An 18382-nucleotide genomic window follows, 5' to 3' on the forward strand; every position below is an offset into this window, starting at 1 on the left:
GAGAATTCCACTCCGCAGGCAAGAGCCTAAACCGCAAGTGCCCCACCCCGTCATTGTTGGCCGATTATCACACTTGTTGAACGGCGCGACGTTGAACCGACGCAGCCTTCCAGTATGATGCGACTTGGGGCTAAGTGCAGATCGCGTTGAAATCTTGTGGTGCAGATTGAACGCGATCCGGATTATTGCGGACACACGAAGTTCATGAACGGCTGGCGGGAGCGCGGTGTGCCGGAGGGCGGACCAGAGCAACGACATATCCTGTTTCTGCAGGGGCCAGCCTCGCCGTTTTTCCTTCGGCTGGGCCAGGCATTGAAGACGCGTGGCCACCGCGTCACCAAGATCAACTTCAACCTGGGCGACGTGCTGTTCTGGCCCCGCGAGGCCAAGGCCTGGCGCGGACGATTCAGCCGCTGGCAGGACCATCTGGCAAAGCAGTTCGAGCGCGAGGGCGTCACCGACCTGGTGCTCTTCGGCGATTGTCGCAGCTATCATCGGGTCGCCATTGATCTTGCCCGGACACGCGGCATCGCCGTGCACGTTTTCGAGGAAGGCTACCTCCGTCCGAACTGGATCACGCTTGAGCGTGGCGGCGTGAACGGCTTCTCGGCGCTGCCGAATACCCCCGACCAGATTCGCCAAGGGGCAGACGGCCTCGAAGACGCGCAGATGACGCGCCGCAGCGCCTCGGGACTGCGCAATCGCGTGGTCTGGGATGTGGCCTACAATCTTACAACCTCGGCCGGACGTCTCGTCTATCCCCTCTACCGCCACCACCGCCCCTGGCCGGTGCTGCTCGAGTATGCCTTCTGGCTCAAGCGCCTGGCACTGATGCCCGTGGAGAAGCGGCGCAGCCGCGCTGCGCTGCGCGCCTTGGCCAAGAGCGAGCCGGGTTTCTTCATCTTTCCGCTGCAACTCGACAGCGATTTCCAGATCCGCGTGCACGCCGACCTCAACAGCATGGAAGAAGCGCTGCAGGTCATCTTGCGCTCCTTCGCCGACCACGCACCGGCGAACGACCATCTCGTGGTCAAGGCCCACCCCCTGGACAACGGCCTGGTCGACCGCCGCCGGCAGTGCCGACGCCTGGCCCGCGCCGCCGGCATCGAGGATCGGGTACTCTTCATCGAAGGGGGCAATCTCTCCCGGCTGATCGACGACTCCAAGGGCGTGGTCACGGTCAATTCCACCTCAGGCATGGTGGCCTTGCAGCAGAAGCGCCCTGTGGCCGTGCTCGGTCGGGCGATCTATAACATCCCCGGCCTGACCCATCAGGGCTCCCTCGACAGTTTCTGGAGCGACCCCCGCCGTCCGAAGCCGGACCTGCTGCGCGACTTCGTGCGACTGCTGCAGGCCCGCGCCCTGATCCACGGCAGCTTCTTCACCGATGAGGGGCTGGAGGCGGCCATCGAGGGAGCGATCGAGCGCATCGAATCGACCAAACCGGAGCCCCGACAGCTCCCGTTGCGCGAAAGCGGACGCGCGCCGGTCTCCGCCACTGTCACGCCGCGCGCGGTGGCCGCAGAGTGAGCGACGCCCGGCAACCCGGCACACTGGTTCTGACCGGCGCCAGCGGTGGGATCGGCGCCGCCCTGGCCCTCGTCTACGCTGAACCCGGACGCAGCATGGCGCTGATCGGCCGCAATGCCGAGCGCCTGGCCGCCAGCGCCGCGGCCTGCGAGGCCCGCGGCGCGCAAGTCACCACGGCGCAGATCGACGTCACCGATGCCGAGGCACTCCGCACCTGGCTGCGGGACTTCGACCGCCAGTCTCCGGTCGAGATCCTGATCGCCAACGCGGGCATATCCGGCGGACGCGGCCCCGACGGGCGTCTGGAAGACCAGGCCACAGCCACGCGGCAGCTGCGCGTCAACCTGGAGGGTGCGGTGAACACCGTGCATGCGCTGCTGGAGCCCATGCACCGGCGCAAGCGTGGTCGCATCGTGCTGATGAGTTCTCTTTCCGCCCTGCGCGCCCTGCCCGACGCCCCGGCCTACAGCGCCAGCAAGGCGGGACTGCTGGCCTATGGCGACGCCCTGCGCGGCACCTTGCGGCGCAAGGGCATCAGCGTCACCGTCATTTGCCCGGGCTTCGTCACCAGCCCCATGAGCGCACGCTATCTCGGGCCGCGCCCGGGCGAGTTGCCTGCCGATCGGGCGGCCGCGCTGATGCGCCGCGGCATCGATCGCGGTCGGGCCCATGTGGTCTTTCCGGCGCATCTCGGGCTGGCGATGCGCGCCAGCCACTTCCTGCCCGCCACGCTCTCTGACGCCATCATGCGCCGCTTCGGGTTTCGCATCGCGCCGGAGGAGTGACCCCTCGGCCTACAGGTCCTTCTCGTACACCCTGAAGGTCTTGTAGTGGCTGGCCGTCAGGCTGTCGCAAAGATTGAGGACGTGGCGGTTGTGGGCCAACATCCATGAAATCTCCATGCGCTCGATCCCGGCCTGTTGCGCGTTCTCGACGGCACGGGCCATCAGGGCGGCAACAGCCATGCCTCCGATGCGCGTGCCGCGGAAGCGCCGCCGCAGGCCGATCATCGGGATGCGGCTTGAGCGCAGGCCCTGGACCTTGAGGCGCCAGAGAAGGCGCGACCAGCCCATCGGCCAGAGCTTGCCGTCGAGACCTGCCAGCGCTTCGTTGGTATTGGGGACCTGGGAGACCACTGCGATGGCCTCGCCCTGCCAGTAGGCGAGCGTGATCCAGTCCAGCTTCAGCAGCGGCCGGACCACCCGGGCGATCAGGCGTGCCTCGCCCTCGCTCACCGGCACGGCCTTCCAGTTGTCGGCCCAGGCGTCGTTGTAGACCTCGTTGACCAGGACCATGTCGCGCAGGAAGGAGCGGCGGGACATGGTGCGGATGGTCAGGGAGTCCCTTTCCTTCCAGCGCTGCAGGCTCGCCTCCACCCGTTCCGGGTAGCGGCTCTCCGCGGGCCGGCAGAGATAGGCATAGAGGTCCATGATCCCGTGCAGGCCGGCAGCCTCCAGATGGCCCGCGTACCAGGGCTGGGCATGATTGGTGCGCATCATCGGCGGCGTGTCGAAGCCCTCGACCAGCAGCCCGGCCTCATGGTTGATCGATGCGCTGAAGGGGCCATTCATTTTCGTCAGCCCCTGGCCTTTCAGCCAGGTTCCGGCCTGGTCGATCAGAGCGGCGAAGATGGCAGGATCGTCGATGGCTTCCAGGAAGCCGAACTGCCCGGCGCCGTCCTTATGGCGGGCCAGATGCGCCTCGTTGCGCACGGCAATGATGCGCCCGACCGGCCGACCGTCGCGCAGCGCCACCCAAGGCTGGACATCATTCTCCTGCAGGAAGACGTTGCGCCGGGGATCGAGGATCAGGTGCATTTCGTGATCGAGGGGACAGACCCAGTTCGGATCATGCCCCTGGGCCACGCGCGCGGCATCGGCGAAGGCGGAAATGTCGCGACGATCACGAACCGGGCGCAGTTCGAGCCCGGCGGCCGCCGTCATGAGTCCTGATGCTCGGGCATTGCCATCCGCAGCGCATACTCGCGCAGGTTCCGCCCCTTGGCCCGCAATGCGCCCAGCTCCTCGGCGGTCACGGCCACGGTCTCGCGGATCTGCTCTTCCTCATGCTCGCAGGTGAGGAAGAAGCGCAGGCGGGCGGACTTCTCGGGGACCGCCGGATAGACGATGGGCAGCGCGTTGATGCCCCGTTCCAGCAGCCGGTGGCCCAGGCGGGCCGCCAGCACCGAGTTGCCCACGATCACCGGAACGACGGAGTAGCCGGCGCTCGGCCCGACATCGAGGCCGGCCGCCCGGGCGGTTTCCAGGAAGTACTGGCCGCGCGCCTGCAGACGCGCCACCCGCTCCGGCTCGCGCAGCATGACCTGGATCGAGGCATGCGCCGCGGCCGCGATGGGCGGTGGCATGCCCACACTGTAGACGAAGCCCGGCGCCGTGTACTTGAGATACTCAATGAAATCGGAGCGGCTGGCGATATAGCCGCCGCAGCCCGAGAGCGTCTTGCTGAGCGTCCCCATCCAAAGATCGACATCATGTGGGTCGATGCCACAGTGCTCGGCGATGCCGCGCCCGGTCTTGCCCAACACCCCCAGGGAGTGCGCCTCATCGACCAGCAGGATGGCGTCATAGCGGTTCTTGATATCGATGAAGGCCGCCAGGTCCGGCAGGTCGCCGTCCATGGAATAAACGCCCTCGAGCAGGATCAACACCCGGTCGTAGCGCTTGCGCTGCTCCGCCAGCAGCCGCTCGACCGCTTGGGGATCGTTGTGCGGGAAGGCGATGCGCCGCGCCCCGGCCAAGACCGCCCCCTGCACTCCCGAATTGTGCATCCAGGAATCGTAGAGGATGAGGTCGCGCTGGCCCATGATATGGCCGATGGTGGTCACGTTGGTGGCGTGGCCGCTGACCATGACCACCGCGTCCTCGACGCCGTGCAGGTCGGCAATCGCTCGCTCAAGCTGGGCATGGACCGGCCGTTCGCCGGCCACAAGTCGGCTGGCCGAGGCCGAGGTGCCATAGCACTCCATGGCCTCGATCGCTGCCGCGTTGACCTCCGGGTGACCGTTCAGGCCGAGGTAGTTGTAGGAGGCGAAGTTGAGCACCTCCTGCCCGCCGATGGAACTCGTCGCACCAGCCCGCCCGTCGTGCACCTGAAAGAAGGGGTTATCGAGATCAAGCACCCCGGCAGCATTCTTCTGCATATGGAACTGCTTGAACCCCGGGATGGAGTCCAGGCCGTTCGACGTCGCCTTCGCCTTGCGCGCGGGCGCCGCAGAAGCCTCCTGGCCACGCCCCTCGCGCCGGCGGCGGGCCGCCAGGAACTCCTCGACCAGGCGCTGCTTGGCCCGGTTGGTAAAGTCGCTCACCTGCGTTCAACTCCTTTGAACCGCGCGGCACTTGCAGTGCCGGACGGCATGGAAGTGGGGCCGACCACGCGCCTTAGGGCTCGCAAATGCCCAGACCCCGGGGCAGCTTCGTCATCCACTGTCAGCAGATAGAATCGTGCCTCGAGGAGACCAGTGCAAGGGGCAGGTGGCCGGGAGCGGTGGCGCAAGCGATCAGCCGACTCGTGCCACGCCGCTGTCACCCTCACCCGCGCCATCGGTCAGTCCCAGTTCCTCCAGGTCCTGCTCATCGAGGTGCTGGCGGGCCAGAGCCATGGCCTCATCGCGCTCGTCGACCTTGTCCTCACCGCTGATCAGGCGACCGGCCAGGCGTGCTGCCACCCCGTCCAGTGTCGCGCCGTCGGAGAGCGACATGAGCGGAACCTCGATGCTGAGACGCTGTTCGGCCGCCATGCGCAACTCGAGCGCCATGAGGGAGTCCATGCCCAGTTCCGCCAGCGGACGATGGCGGTCGACCTCCTCGGCCGGCAGACGCAGGATGCGCGCCACCTCGTCGGCGAGCAGGCCGGAAATGAGATCGCGCGCCGCGGCGGCATCCATGCCCTCGACCATCTTGCGCAGATCGATCTTGTCTTCCACCTCCCCGCCGCCGCTGTCGGCCTCCGCCGCCATTTCGCGGAAGCCCGGCTGGGAGAGAATGGGCAGTTCGCCCTTGGCCGAACGCCAGTCGATCCGGGCATAGACCGGGCTCGCATTGGCGGGCTCACCCGCACCTTGCACCAGTATGCGCTCCAGCCCGTCCAGCGCTTCGCGTGCGCCCAGGGACTGTCGGCCCAGGCGCCGGGAGAGCGATTCGCTCACTTCGGCGTGGCGGGCCAAATACCCGGCATCGCCAATGGCACCCCAAGCGACTGCCACTGCCGGCAGGCCCTCGGCCCGACGCTGGCGGGCAAGGGACTCCAGATAGGCGTTGGCGGCGACGTAGTTCGCCTGCCCCGGATTGCCCACAGTGGTGGTGGCCGAGGAGTAGAGGACGAAGAGGTCGAGCGGCAGGTCCAGGGTCGCGCAATGCAGGTTCCAGGCACCGTCCACCTTGGGCTGCAGCACCTTATCGAAGCGCTCCCGGTCCAGGTTGGCGATGAGGCCATCCTCCAGGACCATCGCGGTGTGCAACACGCCGCGCAGTGGCGGCATCTCCGCCTTGGCCCGCGCGATGACGGCCTCCACCGCGGCCTGATCGGCCAGGTCGCAGGCTTCCACCACCACCGTGGCGCCGGCCGCCTGCAGCGCCTCCACGCCGGCGCGTGCTGCATCGCTTGATGCGCCGCTTCGACCAAGGAGCAGCAGGTGCCGGGCGCCGTGGCGGACCAGCCACTGCGCCGTTTCCAGCCCGAATCCCCCCAGGCCGCCGGCAACGAGATAGGTGGCATCGGCCACCAGCTCGAGCGCCTTGGTCCGCTCCGGAAGGCGACGGGCCTCCACCGGAGGGGCGGCCACCACGATCTTGCCGATGTGCCCGGACTGCTGCATCAGCCGGAAGGCCTGCACTGCCTCCTCATGGTCGAAGCGCCGATACGGCAAGGGACGCAGATGCCCCTCGCGGAAGAGCTCAACCATCTCCCGGAACAAGCGCCCGGCGAGCTGCGGCCGGCGGGTCAGCAGCTGATCCGCGTCGATGCCGAAGTAGGAGATGTTCTGGCGGAAGGGGCGCAAGCCGAGGCGACTGCCGCCGTAGAAATCGCGCTTGCCGAGCTCAAGGAAGCGTCCGAAGGGGCGAAGAATCTGCAGGCTGCGCTCCATGGCTTCGCCGGCCAGGGAGTTCAGCACCACGTCCACGCCCTCGCCGTCGGTCAGCTCCATGACGCCGTCGGCAAACTCCAGGCTGCGGGAGTCGAGAACATGATCGGCGCCCAGCAGACGCAGCAACGCACGCTTCTCGGGCGAGCCGGCCGTGGCGACGACTTCGGCGCCGCGCCACTTGGCAAGTTGCAGCGCCGCCAGACCGACACCACCCGCGCCGCCATGCACCAGCACCCGCTCGCCCTCTTCCAGTTGCGCCAGATGCGTCAGGGCGTAGTAGGCGGTGAAGAAGGCGCTGGGCACCGTTGCCGCCTGCTCGAAGCTGAGGTCGCCGGGGATCGGGGCCACAGCCCGGGTCGAGACCGTCACATGGCTGGCAAAACAGGCCGGCGCGAAGGAGAGGACCCGCGTTCCTGTCTGCATGCCGGTGACGCCCTCACCGACGGCGGTGATCACGCCAGCGCACTCCATGCCCAGAGTCGGGCCGGCAAAGCCCTCCTCCAACGCCTCGTCAGGCAACAGCCCCATGGCCCACATGACATCGCGGAAGTTGAGGCCCGTGGCCGCAACCTCGATCTCCACCTCACCCGGTCCGGGCAGGCGACGGCGCATGGGCGTCCAGGCCAACTGGTCCAGGGATCCAGCGCGACGCATTTCCAGACGCAGGCCAGCTTCGCGCCGCCGGCGCCCGCCGGTCTCCGGCCGGCGCGGCAGACCGCGACGCAAGCGCAGGGCATGGCGACCCTGGTCGTTGATCACCAGCTCATGCTCGTTCGTCGGCCGCAGCACCTCCGCGGCCACCAGCGCCGCCATCCTGGCGGGCTCGTAGTCCGGGGCCGGATCGATCATGCGAATCCGCACATCGGCATATTCATTGGCCGCCACACGGCCGAAGCCCCAAAGCGCGGCCTGCACCGGCCGCTCCGCCTCGCCGCCGGCGACATGCTGCATGGCACCCGGCGTCACCAGCCAGAGGCCTGCATCCTTCACCGACAAAGCCTTCAGGGCGGCCATGGCCACGGTGCAGCGTTCGGCGGCGGCGGCGCTCGGATGCGATTCGCCGGCCAGGGCGCCCTGGAGATGAATCACATCCAGGCTCTCGCCATCGCCGACCTGCAGCTCCTTGATCAGGCCTTCCAGCCAGGCCTGATCGCTGCAATCGCCGCAGCGAACATCGAGTGCGGCGCCGGCCTCGTCGGAAGCCGCAGCGCCCTCGACGCCCGCAATAACCACCTGGCGACCCGCCTCGCTCAACTGCTGTGCCAGATCGCTGGCCAGAGTCCGGCTCTTGGCATCTGCCAGGATCAAGGCCGATCCGGCGGTTGCCGACGGCACCGAACGCACCGCCCGCACGGCGTTGCGCGCGATCAGCAGCGACTGCTCCGGGCCCGGCCCTGCCAGGGGCAGGCACTCGATGGCCGGGAAATCGCCCGCTTCCAGCGCCGTGCGCCAGGCCGAGGCTTCCTTGAGCGGTCCGCTGGCATGGGTGGGGCCACCCTCGCCCCACCATTCCGCACGCACACCGAAGAGCAGATCGTAGAAGGGGCTGGGCTCGGGCTCGGCCGCCACCAGCAGGCCGCCACCGGCCATGCAGGAACGCAGGTTTGCAAGCTGCTCCGCGGTCCCGGCCGCCCGGTAAAGACCGCCGGCGCAAACCACGAGATCAAACGGTCCCAGATCCGCCTTGGGCTCTTTGGAGAAGTCGAGGGTTTCCACCTCGAGATTGGGGTGCGGCCCCAGGCTCACGCGCAGACGGTCGACCGCGCGCTTGTCCGGATCGCTGGCCAGGTAGGAGAAACGCTCTGTGGGCAGGATGCGCAGCAGGCGACGGCTCAGGGAGCCGGTACCACTGGCCAATTCGAGGATGCGCACCGGGCGCTCCGCCGGCCAGTCGGCCACGATCGCCTCGACCGCGGCAACCACGGCCGCATAGGTGGTGCGGCGCGCCGGCGAGGCGTCGGTCAACTGGTCCAGCAATGCCGCCGCGTAGGGCAGCTCTGCCGGGGGCGGCATGCGGCCGTCCAGCAAACCGGGCAGCAGCTCCATGAGGCGCGCCGTCAGCGCCACCTCGGCCAGCCGGTCCGGATGCTCCGAAGCCACGAGATTCAGGACATCAGAGGCCGGCGGGAACTGGCCGCTGTCGATCAGGCGCCAGCCGCTTTCTTCGTCGTACTGGGTTGCGCCATCCTCTTCGAGCAGTCGCAGAATGCGGCCGAAGAGGGGGGCCACCTCCGGCGACAGCCGGCCGGCAACCATCAGGTCGTCGAGCGTAAACGGCGCATCGCTGTGGCCGAGCGCCTCGGAGAGCGCATCAAAGGCCAGCGATCGGATGGCCCCGTCCAGCAGCAGCCAGCTTTCTTCCGGTGTGGCCTCCTCGCTGCGCGCGAAACCGGCCTCCGTCAGCGTGCCGCGCAGGTTCGTCGGGGTCGGCGTCGCCGAGCTGTCGATCTCGCTCGCGCCCAGTTCCGGTCGGGCAACGAAGCGGAACTCCAACTGTCCCTCATCCTGTGCATGCGACAGAGCCACGGCACGGAAGCGGCAGTCGTCCAGCGCCGCAACGCAGGTCCCGCTCTCATCGAACAGCCGGAAGGCGACCGCCACGGATCGCGGCGACACGGAGGCGATCTCGATCAGCGCTTCGCGTGGCTCTCCTCCCTCGGCCAGGCGCCGCACGCGCCCAAGGCGCGCCGGCAGGAACGCAGTGTTGGCGGGAACTTCCGCCGTTTCCTCGAGCAGCGCGAAAAGCCCATGGAAGACCGCATCGAGGGTGGTCGGATGCAGCAGGTAGCGCGCAGGCTCGATCAGCTCTTGCGGCAGTTCGTGGGACAGGCGCACTCGTGCCTGGCGCTCGCCCAGGATGTCGACCTTCTGGACCCGAGCGAAGGCCGGTCCGTAGTTCAGGCCGAAGCGGCGGGCGGTGGCATAGATGTCGGGGCCGGAAACCGAGCGCCCCTGGAACTCCTTGGCATCAGGAAGCGTGCCCGACAGGCTCGGCGAAGGCAGACGCGCCAGGCGGCCCCGCAGATGCTGATTCCAGTTGGACTCTTCCTCGCGGCTGCGACTGAAGACCTCGAAGACCAGACTGTCGTCCGAAAGGCGCAGTTGCACCTCGCGCATACGCTCGCCGTCAAAAACCAGCGGCCTGACGATCTCCATATCCTGGATTTCGAGATCGCCGGTGCCAAGCCACTGCTCGCCCGCCGCCAGGGCCATCTCGACAAATCCGGCTGCCGGGAAGACCACGGCGTCCTCGACACAGTGATCGGCCAGATAAGGCAGGAGTTCGTGATCCAGGTGAACGGTCCACACCGGCAGTTCCGGGCGCGGATGGTAGCCGAGCAGGGGATGATCTCCTTCCCCGCCCGACAGGTTCCAGGCTTCCTGCGTCGGATCGACGCGATAGGTCTTGCGCTGCCAGGGGTAACCGGGCAGCGGCACGAAGGACCCGCGCTCCGGCAGCGCCAGCGCCTCGTCGATCGGCGCGCCGGCCGCAAACGCCCGCGCCAGGACTCCGCGCACCGGATCCACGCCGGCGGCATCATTGCGATCAAGCGCCGGCAGGACGCGCCCGTTTGCTCCGGCATGGCGCAGGCTGTCGTTGATGTAGCCCTGCAGCACCGGCCGCGGGCCGATTTCCAAAAAGAGTCCGTGGCCCTGCTCGCCCAGGCGCGTGATCGCATCGCGGAAACGCACCGGCTCGCGCACGTTGCGCCACCAGTAGTCGGCCGTCAGCTCTTTGCCGTCCAGCAGTTCCGCCGTGACAGTGGAGACGAAGGGAATGACGGTGGACTGCGGTGTCAGGTCGGACAGGTCCTGCAGCAGCGGCTCACGCACCGGCTCCATCAGGGGACCGTGGAAAGGGTAGTCCAGTTCCAGGCGGCGCAGCGGCCAGCGGCACTTGCGCGCTTCGGCCGCAAAAACCTTCAGCAGATCGCCCTCACCGGAAATCGTGATCGAACGAGGCCCATTGATGGCTGCAATCTGCAAGCCCTGCCAGCGCGCATCGGCGAGCACCTCGGCCGCATCTTCTGCCGAAAGCAGCAGGGCGGCCATGCTGCCGGCGCCGTGCGTGCTCTCCTGGTGCAGGCTGCGGGCATGGACGACATGCACCGCCTGCTCGAGCGTCAAGGCGCCAGACACGTAGGCGGCAGCCACCTCACCGACGCTGTGGCCTGCCACGGCACCGGGCTTCAGCCCCCAGGCAGCCAGGGCGTCGACCAGTCCCACTTGCAGCGCGAAAAGTAGCGGCTGGGCGACTTCCGCGCGGCGCAGCTTCTCGGCGAGATCATCGGCCTGGAAGGCCTCGATCAGCGACCAGCCGGCCCGCGCGGTGAACAGTGCATCGACGCCCTCAACGCTTGCACGATAGGCGGCGTTGCGCTCGAAAGCCTCGCGCCCCATGCCGGCCCACTGTGAACCATTTCCGGCGAAGAGGAATGCCGGCGCCTCGCTTCCGGCAATGGTGCGCCCGAAGGCGGCACGGCTCTTCTCGCCGGCCTCGGCGGCCGCAAGCTGCTCGAACAGCGCTTCCGGGCTGCCTTCCCACAGCACCATGCGATGCTCGAGCCGGTCACGCTGACTGGCCGCAGCCGCGACCAGCGCGCGCTTTTCATCGCTGTCGGCCTGCTCCAGGCGCTCGCGGTAGGCACTGACCATGGCGCGCAAGGCCGGTTCGCAGCGCGCCGACAGGATCAAGGGGGCGATCTCCTCCGCTGCGGCCGTCTGGCGCTGCGGGCGCTCGGCGTCGCGGATCACCGCGTGAACGTTGGTGCCGCCAAAGCCGAAGGAGTTGATGCCGGCGTAACGCAGCGCACCATTGCGGGGCAGCGGCAGAGCCCGGGCCGCGACGCTGAGGTTCAGGTCGTCGAAGGGAATGTTGGGGTTCGGTGAATCGAAATGCAGCGAGGCTGGCAGCAGGTCCCGTTCCAGGGCGAGCAGCGCCTTGAGCACGCCCACCAGGCCCGAGGCCGGCTCCAGATGGCCGACGTTTGTCTTGGCGGAGCCAATGGGCAGGCTCTGGCCGCGGCGCTGACCCAGGACGCGCCCGATCGACAGCGCCTCCGAAGGATCGCCAACCTGCGTGCCGGTCCCGTGTGCCTCGATGAAGGCAAGGTTCTCCGGATCGATATCTGCCGACTGGTAGACTTCCTGCAGCAGCGCCGCCTGGGACTCGCTGGACGGCAGGGACAACCCCACTGTCCGGCCATCGGCGTTGGTGCCGGATGCGGCCAGCACCGCCCGCACCCGATGGTCTGCATCACGTGCCCGATCCATCGACTGCAGAATGACCGCGACACAGCCTTCGGCGCGCACATAGCCGTCTGCGCTCGCATCGAATGCATGGCAGAGACCGGTGGGGGACAGCATCGAGGCGCGCGAGAAGCCCATGAAGGGAAAGGGGCTGAGCAGCAGGTTAACACCCGCAACAACCGCCGTATCCACATGGCCAGCGCGGATGGCTGTGGCCGCCTGGTGCAGAGCCAACAGCGAAGAGGAACAGGCCGTGTCGAGGGTGAAGCTGGGACCGCGCAGGTCGAAAAAGTAGGAGATGCGATTGGAGATTATGCTCAGCGTGTTGCCGGTCATGAAATGCATGTCACCGGACTTGGGGTCGTTCTGACGTACGCTGGCATAGTCGGTGCCCGACGCACCAACGTAGACGCCGGCGCCCGAGCCACTCAGGGAACTCGGCCGCAGGCCGGCGTCCTCCATCGCTTCCCAGGTCACCTCCAGCAACAAGCGTTGCTGCGGGTCCATCTGCGCGGCTTCACGGGGGGAAATGCCGAAGAAGGCGGCATCGAAGTCATAGACGTTGTCGAGCAGGCCGGCGGACAAGGCATAGGTCTTGCCGGGCTCGGAGCGCCGCGGATGCCAGAAGCGGCGCGTCGACCAGCGATCGCCGCCGATCGTGCCGATGGCGTGACGCCCCTCGCTCAGCAGGCTCCAGAAGGAGTCCACGTTCGGCGCGCCCGGCAAGCGGCAAGCCGCACCCAGTATCGCAATGTCGTTAAAAGCAGATGTCATGGAGCGCTCAACAAACCAGCCTTGTCGTACGTCTATCGTATGGCGCTAGAGATGCCACAGTCGGCCGCCCCGCACGACGCCGCAGTCTGTGTTAATAATTCGCACCCCGACCCCTATTGGATACAGCAACCGCAAGCTCCCCCCTTGCCGCGTTGAAGCCCGAGTCCGCCAAATCGAGACGGTCGGGCGGTTCCTCTACAACCTGCATCGCAGCAAGTCACGCAACATCAGTCAACCGTAACGCTATTTGAACCTCCGCGGGAGCCCCGGTTTCGCGGAAATCGGTACAATTTCAGGCAGGTCCGCCGAACCGCATTGGGTGGAGCGAACGCCCCATCTGCGCAGGAATCCGAGCCGGGCGTCCGACCGGCCACGACAGGTCTGAAGGCCCTCGCCGGGGAGCCCGTCAGTGCGCTCGTGACAAATCACGGTAAACATCGACCCGAAAACGACTTCACCTGGCGCCGTTAACCCCGATGATCGACAAACGCCGCCGGCACGCTATGCTCCGCCGCCGGTCGCAATGGCCCGCGGCGGCGAGACAGAAACGGATATGATCAAGCAGATCACCTCGGCGGCCAATCCGCTGATCAAACAGATACGCGCTCTGGAACGCAAACGCACACGCTCGGAAACCGGCCTCTTCATTGCCGAGGGCGCGCGCCTGGTGCTGGAAGCCGAGGCGGCGACGGTGCAGCCCGAGACGCTGCTCTTCACGCCCGAAGCGCGCCGGCGTCAAGCTGTGGCCGCACTGGTGGAGCGCTTCGACCGGTCCGGCGTGCAGTGCATCGAGACCAGCGACCGGCTGCTCTCCCAGATCACCCGGAGAGACAACAGCCAGAACGTCGTTGCCGTCTACCGGCAGCGCCGGCAGTCCCTGGGCGATCTCAAGTCCGAGCCGCGCAGCCTCTGGGTGGCACTCGAAGAGGTTCGCGACCCCGGCAACCTGGGCACCATCCTCCGCACAGCCGATTCCGTTGGCGCGGTCGGCGTGATCCTGCTCGGACGCTGCTGCGACCCCTTCTCCTTCGAGTGCGTGCGCGCCTCGATGGGCTCGATCTTTGCCATCGCGCTCGCCGAAGCGGAGCTGTCCGAGCTTCAGACCTGGAGCCAGGCCGCTGGCGGGGCCATCATAGGAACCTCACTGCGTGCCAGCGGACGCCACGATGCGTTGCCGCCACAGAGCGGCCCGCGCATCGTCATGATGGGCAACGAGCAGGCCGGACTGTCCGCGGCGGCAGAAGCCGCCTGCGATCGTCTGGTACGCATCCCCATGCGCGGCCAGGCCGATTCCCTCAACCTGGCCGTGGCCACGGCCGTCATGCTGTATTCCTTGTGGGGTGCCGAGGGCTACCCCGGAGCCCGCCCATGACCGAGGACCTTCGCCTTTCACCCCGCATCCTGCTCGCCGACGACTGGCGCGACTACGAACTTGTGGACAGCGGCAACGGCCGCAAGCTGGAGCGCTACGGCCGCTTCCGCTTCGTGAGACCGGAACCGCAGGCGCTCTGGTCACCCAGCCTGCCGGAAGAGGCCTGGAGTGCGGATGGTGTCTTCGATGCGGACGAGACCGACAGCGGGCGCTGGCGCTTTGACAAGGAGGTGCCGGAAAGCTGGACCCTGGGCTGGGAGCCGTTGCGCTTTGCGGCGCGCTGCACCCCGTTCCGCCATCTCGGCTTCTTTCCGGAGCAGGCACCGCACTGGACCTGGTGCAACGAGCAGCTAAGCGGGCGCGAGAGCCCGCCGAAGGTTCTGAACCTCTTTGCCTACACCGGCCTGGCGTCCCTGGCGGCGGCCAGCGCCGGAGCGGCGGTCACCCATGTGGATGCCTCTAAGAAGTCGATCGGCTACGCCGTGGAGAACCAGAAGCTCTCCGGGTTGGAAGAGGCGCCCATCCGATGGATTGTGGACGACACCATGAAGTTCGTCCGTCGCGAGGTGCGGCGTGGGCGGCGCTATGAGGGTATTATCCTCGATCCGCCAAAGTACGGCCGCGGCGCCAAGGGAGAGGTCTGGCGTCTGGAGGACGATCTGCCGGAGTTGCTGGATCTGGGCCGGCAACTGCTCTCGGACCGCCCGGCCTTCCTGCTGCTGACGGTCTATGCCGTTCGCCTATCCTATCTCGCCATCCAGCAGGCGCTGACCGAGGCCCTGGCGCCGCTGGGCGGCCGGGTGGAAGCCGGGGAGATGGCCTTGCCGGAGACCAGCGGGGGCCGGCTGCTGCCGACGGCGATCTTTGCCCGCTGGCGTCCGGACTGACGCGTCCTGGCCGCAGCCGCGGGCGGAACGGGTCTCTCGATCAGTGGTTCTCGTACTCGTCGAAGCTGGCCTTGATGAGATAGAAGACGTAGCCGAGTGCCGCGAGCGCCAGCATGACGCCGATGTAGTAGCCGTCACCACCGCCGCTGGCCAGGAAGAGCGCCAGTAGCGCGATGGCACCACTCAAGCCGCCAACGATCCAGCGCAGAACCCCGGCTTCCGGCACCAGGCGCGCCGCAGAACCGTCGCCCTGGCCGTCGAAAGCCCGGCCGATCATGCGGAAGAGGCTGACCACCGCGAGCGCGAATACGACCAAACCACCCCAGTAGGCAAAACCGCTGCCACCAGCCGCAACAACAAGACCCAGAAGCCCGACGACGCCGATGACCCCGCCACGCACCCAGGTCATGGTCTGGGCGTCGAAACGGCTTTCCTGCTGCGGCTGCACCGCGGCAAAGCCCTGCCCCACCGGCTGCGGCGACGACGGCGGCGCGGTGGGTGCCGGCGCGGCTGCGGGCAGGGGTCGCGGACGCCGCCGACGGTTGGGATCGCGCTCATAGCTGTCGTAGTGGCTCTTGATGAGCAGCGCACAGACGAGTAGCCCCAGGCCGGCCAGGATCAGACCACCGGTGTGATAGGCCTCGCTGCTCGCGCCTGCAGCCACCATCAGCCCAACCAGCGCCACGATGCCCGCGATTGCGCCATAGATGAAACGCGCTTGCAGTGTCACTTCGCCATCCCTCGTCCGTCTACCGATGCCGCCGCGTATTCTAGTCAGCCTGCCGCCGAGTCCAAGCTTTTCCGGCGAAACCCGCTCGGAAGCCCTCCCGCCGATCAGCCCAGGCGGACCAGCCGGCGCAGGAGCGCTTTCCGCCAGCCCGTCAGGAGACTCTCGTAGTACTGCCCGGCAGCCCGCTTTCCAGCCTCGCCGCGGGTGGGATAAGGCAGCAGGAGCCGCGCCATCTCCCCTACCTTCAGGCCCTTGGCAAGCGCCAGGCACCAGGGATGCAGCAGGCCTCCGGCGCCCCTGCCCACGATGACACAGCCCAGAATGCGCCCGCGCCGATCGGCGATGACCTTGACGAAGCCCCGGGTATCGCCCTCGGCAACGGCTCGGTCGTTCTGCGCGAAGGGCGAGGTGAAGACACGATACAGCTGGCCGGACGCCCGCGCCTCTGCCTCGCTCAACCCGACCCGGGCGATCTCCGGATCACAGTAGGTGACCCGAGGGACGGCCCGGACGTCGAAGCGGGCGGGCCAGCGCAAGAGCGCGTTCACAAAGGCAAGTGTAGCCTGCTGCCCCGCAATTGGCGTAAAGCGCAGGCCGCCGCCGAAGCTGGCATCCGACACCACATCGCCAGCGGCAAAGACCCGGCGGTTGCTGGTCCGAAGGCGGCGGTCGACGAGGATGCCGCGCGCATCCTGCGCGATTCCCGCGGCCTCGAGCCCCAGACCCACGATGGTGGCCTGCCGGCCTGCCGCCACGAGCAGGTGGCTGCCGGCGACGGTCTCTCCGCCGTCACAGTGCAGACGAAAGCCGTCCCTGCTCCAATCGACTTGCGTCACCCTGCTGTTTTCGCGCAGAACAACGCCTTCCTCCTGCAGCGTTTCGCGCAGAGGTGCGACTGCATCCTCGTCCTCGCCGGGCAGCAAACGGCGCCCCTGCAGCAGAGTGACGCGCGCGCCCAGACGGCGGAAGGCCTGGCCCAACTCGCAGCCGACGGGCCCGCCCCCGAGCACGAGCAGGTGTTCCGGCAGTTCCTTTAAATCGAAGATCGTCTCGTTTGTCAGATACGGCGTGCCTGCCAGGCCCGGGATGGGCGGCACCAGGGGCTGCGAGCCGTTGGCGAGCAGGAAGCGACGGGCGCGGATTTCGCGAAGGTCCGGTGCCGACCCATCGGTGACGGCACTGACCTCCACCCGATCCGGCGCCGTGAAACGGGCCTCCCCTTCAAGAACCTCAACGCCCAGCGCTTCGAAGCGTTCGCGGCTGTCATGCGGCGCAATGGCCGCGATCGCCTCCTGTACGTGCGCCCGTACGGCGGCGAAGTCGACCGCAGGCTGCGCGATGTCCACACCCAGCCGCTTGCCGCCGTGCGCGCCCCGGGCCGCGGCGGCCAGCAGCGCCTTGGAGGGAACGCAGCCGTAGTTCAGGCAGTCGCCCCCCATGCGCCCACGCTCGATCAGCACCACCCTGGCGCCCAGACGGGCCGCAGCAGCAGCTGCGCTCAGTCCAGCCGAACCGGCACCAATGACGCAAAGATCGATGCGGTCGCGGGTCATGTCTCATCTCCTACACGACGGGTCTTCCAGAGCCGGTAGGCGACCGGCAGGAGTGCGAGCAGCGCCAAGCCCAGCAGCGGCAGCAGGACGGCCGGGCGCAGGAGCAAGCCCAGGTCGGCCGCCTCACCGGCCTCCACAACCGCGCCCAGGCCGTTGCCAACCGAAGCGTACACGAAGGTGCCCGGAATGATGCCGATCGCAGTCGCGGCCACGTAGACTCGCAGGGGTACGCCCAGGAAGGCCGGCACCAGGTTGACCAGCCAGAACGGAAAGAGCGGTATTAGCCGCAGTACCAGGAGATAACTGAAGGCGTCGCGGCGAAACCCGGCCCGCATGCGCTCCAAGGTGACGCCGACACGCGCCCGCAGCGCCGGGGCGAGAGCGGTGCGCGCAGCCAGGAATATGACCGTCGCTCCCAGCGTTGCACCGGTCACTGCATAGGCTGTGGCCACCAGCGGTCCGAAGAGAAAACCGCCGAGCAGCGTCAGCATAGCGCCGACCGGAAGCGAAACCGCGGTGGCCAGCGCATAGAAAGCAACGAAACCCAAGCCAGCAAGCACACCATGGGCCTCGACGAAGCTCAGGATTTGCGCGCGCCGCGCCTCGATGGCAGCCGGCGTGATATACTCGCCGAGCCCCAGCCCCCACCAAAGGGCGAGTCCCAGGCCGAAGAGACCGAGCAGCGGCAGCCAGCGTGCCAGGCGTCCGCCGATTGACGCTTTACCGTTTTCAGTCCGGTCCTGCTTCATCGCTCACCCGCTTGTGTCTGTGCTCGACATCATGGTCTGGCCTGCTTGTCGCAGGATCGCCCCCTCGTCTCCTACGCGCGAGCTTGTTTGCCGGATTTCAGGTACCGGTCCGTGTCGGCCGTCGTTGACAGTCTTGTGACCCGCTTCTATACACCCGGCAATCCACATGAGGTGCCATGGTCGGGATGCAGCTGCGCCCGCCGTGATGCCTTTTGACCTGTTACACTGACGGCCGGGTCGGGAAATCATAGCGGACTGCCGTGATCGGGCCAGGCCTTAAACTTTTGGAGAACGGACGTGAAGCGCACCTATCAACCCAGCGCGCTTGTGCGCAAGCGTCGGCACGGTTTCCGCAGCCGCATGGCCACCGTCAACGGTCGCAAGGTGATCGCCCGCCGGCGTACCAAGGGTCGCAAGCGCCTGAGCGCCTGAG

Annotated in this window: 11 protein-coding genes; 5 read left to right on the plus strand and 6 right to left on the minus strand. The window is 67.5% G+C overall.

Annotation, left to right across the window (positions count from 1 at the left end; all coding sequences use genetic code 11):
* The first annotated feature begins 204 nt into the window (after window positions 1-204).
* Together ABZ720_RS07950 and ABZ720_RS07955 are read left to right on the plus strand one after the other, a co-directional pair.
* A complete protein-coding gene (locus ABZ720_RS07950) occupies window positions 205-1530 on the plus strand; it encodes a capsule polysaccharide biogenesis protein (protein WP_366554979.1) in 1326 nt (441 codons plus the stop codon).
* On the plus strand, window positions 1527-2315 hold the full coding sequence (locus ABZ720_RS07955) for an SDR family NAD(P)-dependent oxidoreductase (protein ID WP_366554980.1): 789 nt from the start codon (window positions 1527-1529) through the stop codon (window positions 2313-2315). The genes ABZ720_RS07950 and ABZ720_RS07955 overlap by 4 nt, the downstream gene beginning before the upstream one ends.
* A gap of 9 nt (window positions 2316-2324) precedes the next feature.
* Here the strand turns inward: ABZ720_RS07955 and ABZ720_RS07960 are convergent, their stop codons facing one another.
* The 3 genes from ABZ720_RS07960 to ABZ720_RS07970 form a co-directional block, all read right to left on the minus strand.
* A complete protein-coding gene (locus ABZ720_RS07960) occupies window positions 2325-3473 on the minus strand; it encodes a hypothetical protein (RefSeq protein WP_366554981.1) in 1149 nt (382 codons plus the stop codon).
* Window positions 3470-4855, minus strand: a complete 1386-nt coding sequence (locus ABZ720_RS07965; RefSeq protein WP_366554982.1) for an aminotransferase class I/II-fold pyridoxal phosphate-dependent enzyme — start codon at window positions 4853-4855, stop codon at window positions 3470-3472. The genes ABZ720_RS07960 and ABZ720_RS07965 overlap by 4 nt, the downstream gene beginning before the upstream one ends.
* Before the next feature lie 192 nt (window positions 4856-5047).
* On the minus strand, window positions 5048-12658 hold the full coding sequence (locus ABZ720_RS07970; RefSeq protein WP_366554983.1) for an SDR family NAD(P)-dependent oxidoreductase: 7611 nt from the start codon (window positions 12656-12658) through the stop codon (window positions 5048-5050).
* Between the two features lie 553 nt (window positions 12659-13211).
* Here ABZ720_RS07970 and ABZ720_RS07975 point away from each other — a divergent pair.
* Window positions 13212-14030, plus strand: a complete 819-nt coding sequence (locus ABZ720_RS07975; protein WP_366554984.1) for a TrmH family RNA methyltransferase — start codon at window positions 13212-13214, stop codon at window positions 14028-14030.
* Window positions 14027-14917 carry a class I SAM-dependent methyltransferase gene (locus tag ABZ720_RS07980; RefSeq protein ID WP_366554985.1) on the plus strand — a complete coding sequence of 297 codons (891 nt, stop codon included), beginning with the start codon at window positions 14027-14029 and terminating at the stop codon, window positions 14915-14917. Before ABZ720_RS07975 ends, ABZ720_RS07980 begins: the two co-directional genes overlap by 4 nt.
* A 40-nt stretch (window positions 14918-14957) precedes the next feature.
* Here ABZ720_RS07980 and ABZ720_RS07985 read toward each other — a convergent pair whose 3' ends face one another.
* The 3 genes from ABZ720_RS07985 to ABZ720_RS07995 all read right to left on the minus strand — a co-directional run bounded on the left by ABZ720_RS07985 (window position 14958) and on the right by ABZ720_RS07995 (window position 17949).
* Entirely contained in the window at window positions 14958-15647 is a 690-nt protein-coding gene (locus tag ABZ720_RS07985; RefSeq protein ID WP_366554986.1) for a hypothetical protein, read from the minus strand.
* A 104-nt stretch (window positions 15648-15751) separates the two neighbouring features.
* A complete protein-coding gene (locus ABZ720_RS07990; protein ID WP_366554987.1) occupies window positions 15752-17200 on the minus strand; it encodes a dihydrolipoyl dehydrogenase family protein in 1449 nt (482 codons plus the stop codon).
* Entirely contained in the window at window positions 17197-17949 is a 753-nt protein-coding gene (locus ABZ720_RS07995; protein WP_366554988.1) for a TVP38/TMEM64 family protein, read from the minus strand. Before ABZ720_RS07995 ends, ABZ720_RS07990 begins: the two co-directional genes overlap by 4 nt.
* Before the next feature lie 297 nt (window positions 17950-18246).
* On the opposite strand from ABZ720_RS07995, the gene rpmH reads away from it, so the two are divergent.
* Window positions 18247-18381, plus strand: coding sequence for a 50S ribosomal protein L34 (rpmH, locus tag ABZ720_RS08000; protein WP_366554989.1), 135 nt, complete (start codon window positions 18247-18249; stop codon window positions 18379-18381).
* Window position 18382 lies beyond the last annotated feature (1 nt).

The organism is Aquibaculum sediminis, assembly GCF_040712085.1.
GTDB classification, from domain to species: Bacteria; Pseudomonadota; Alphaproteobacteria; order Kiloniellales; family DSM-21159; genus Aquibaculum; species Aquibaculum sediminis.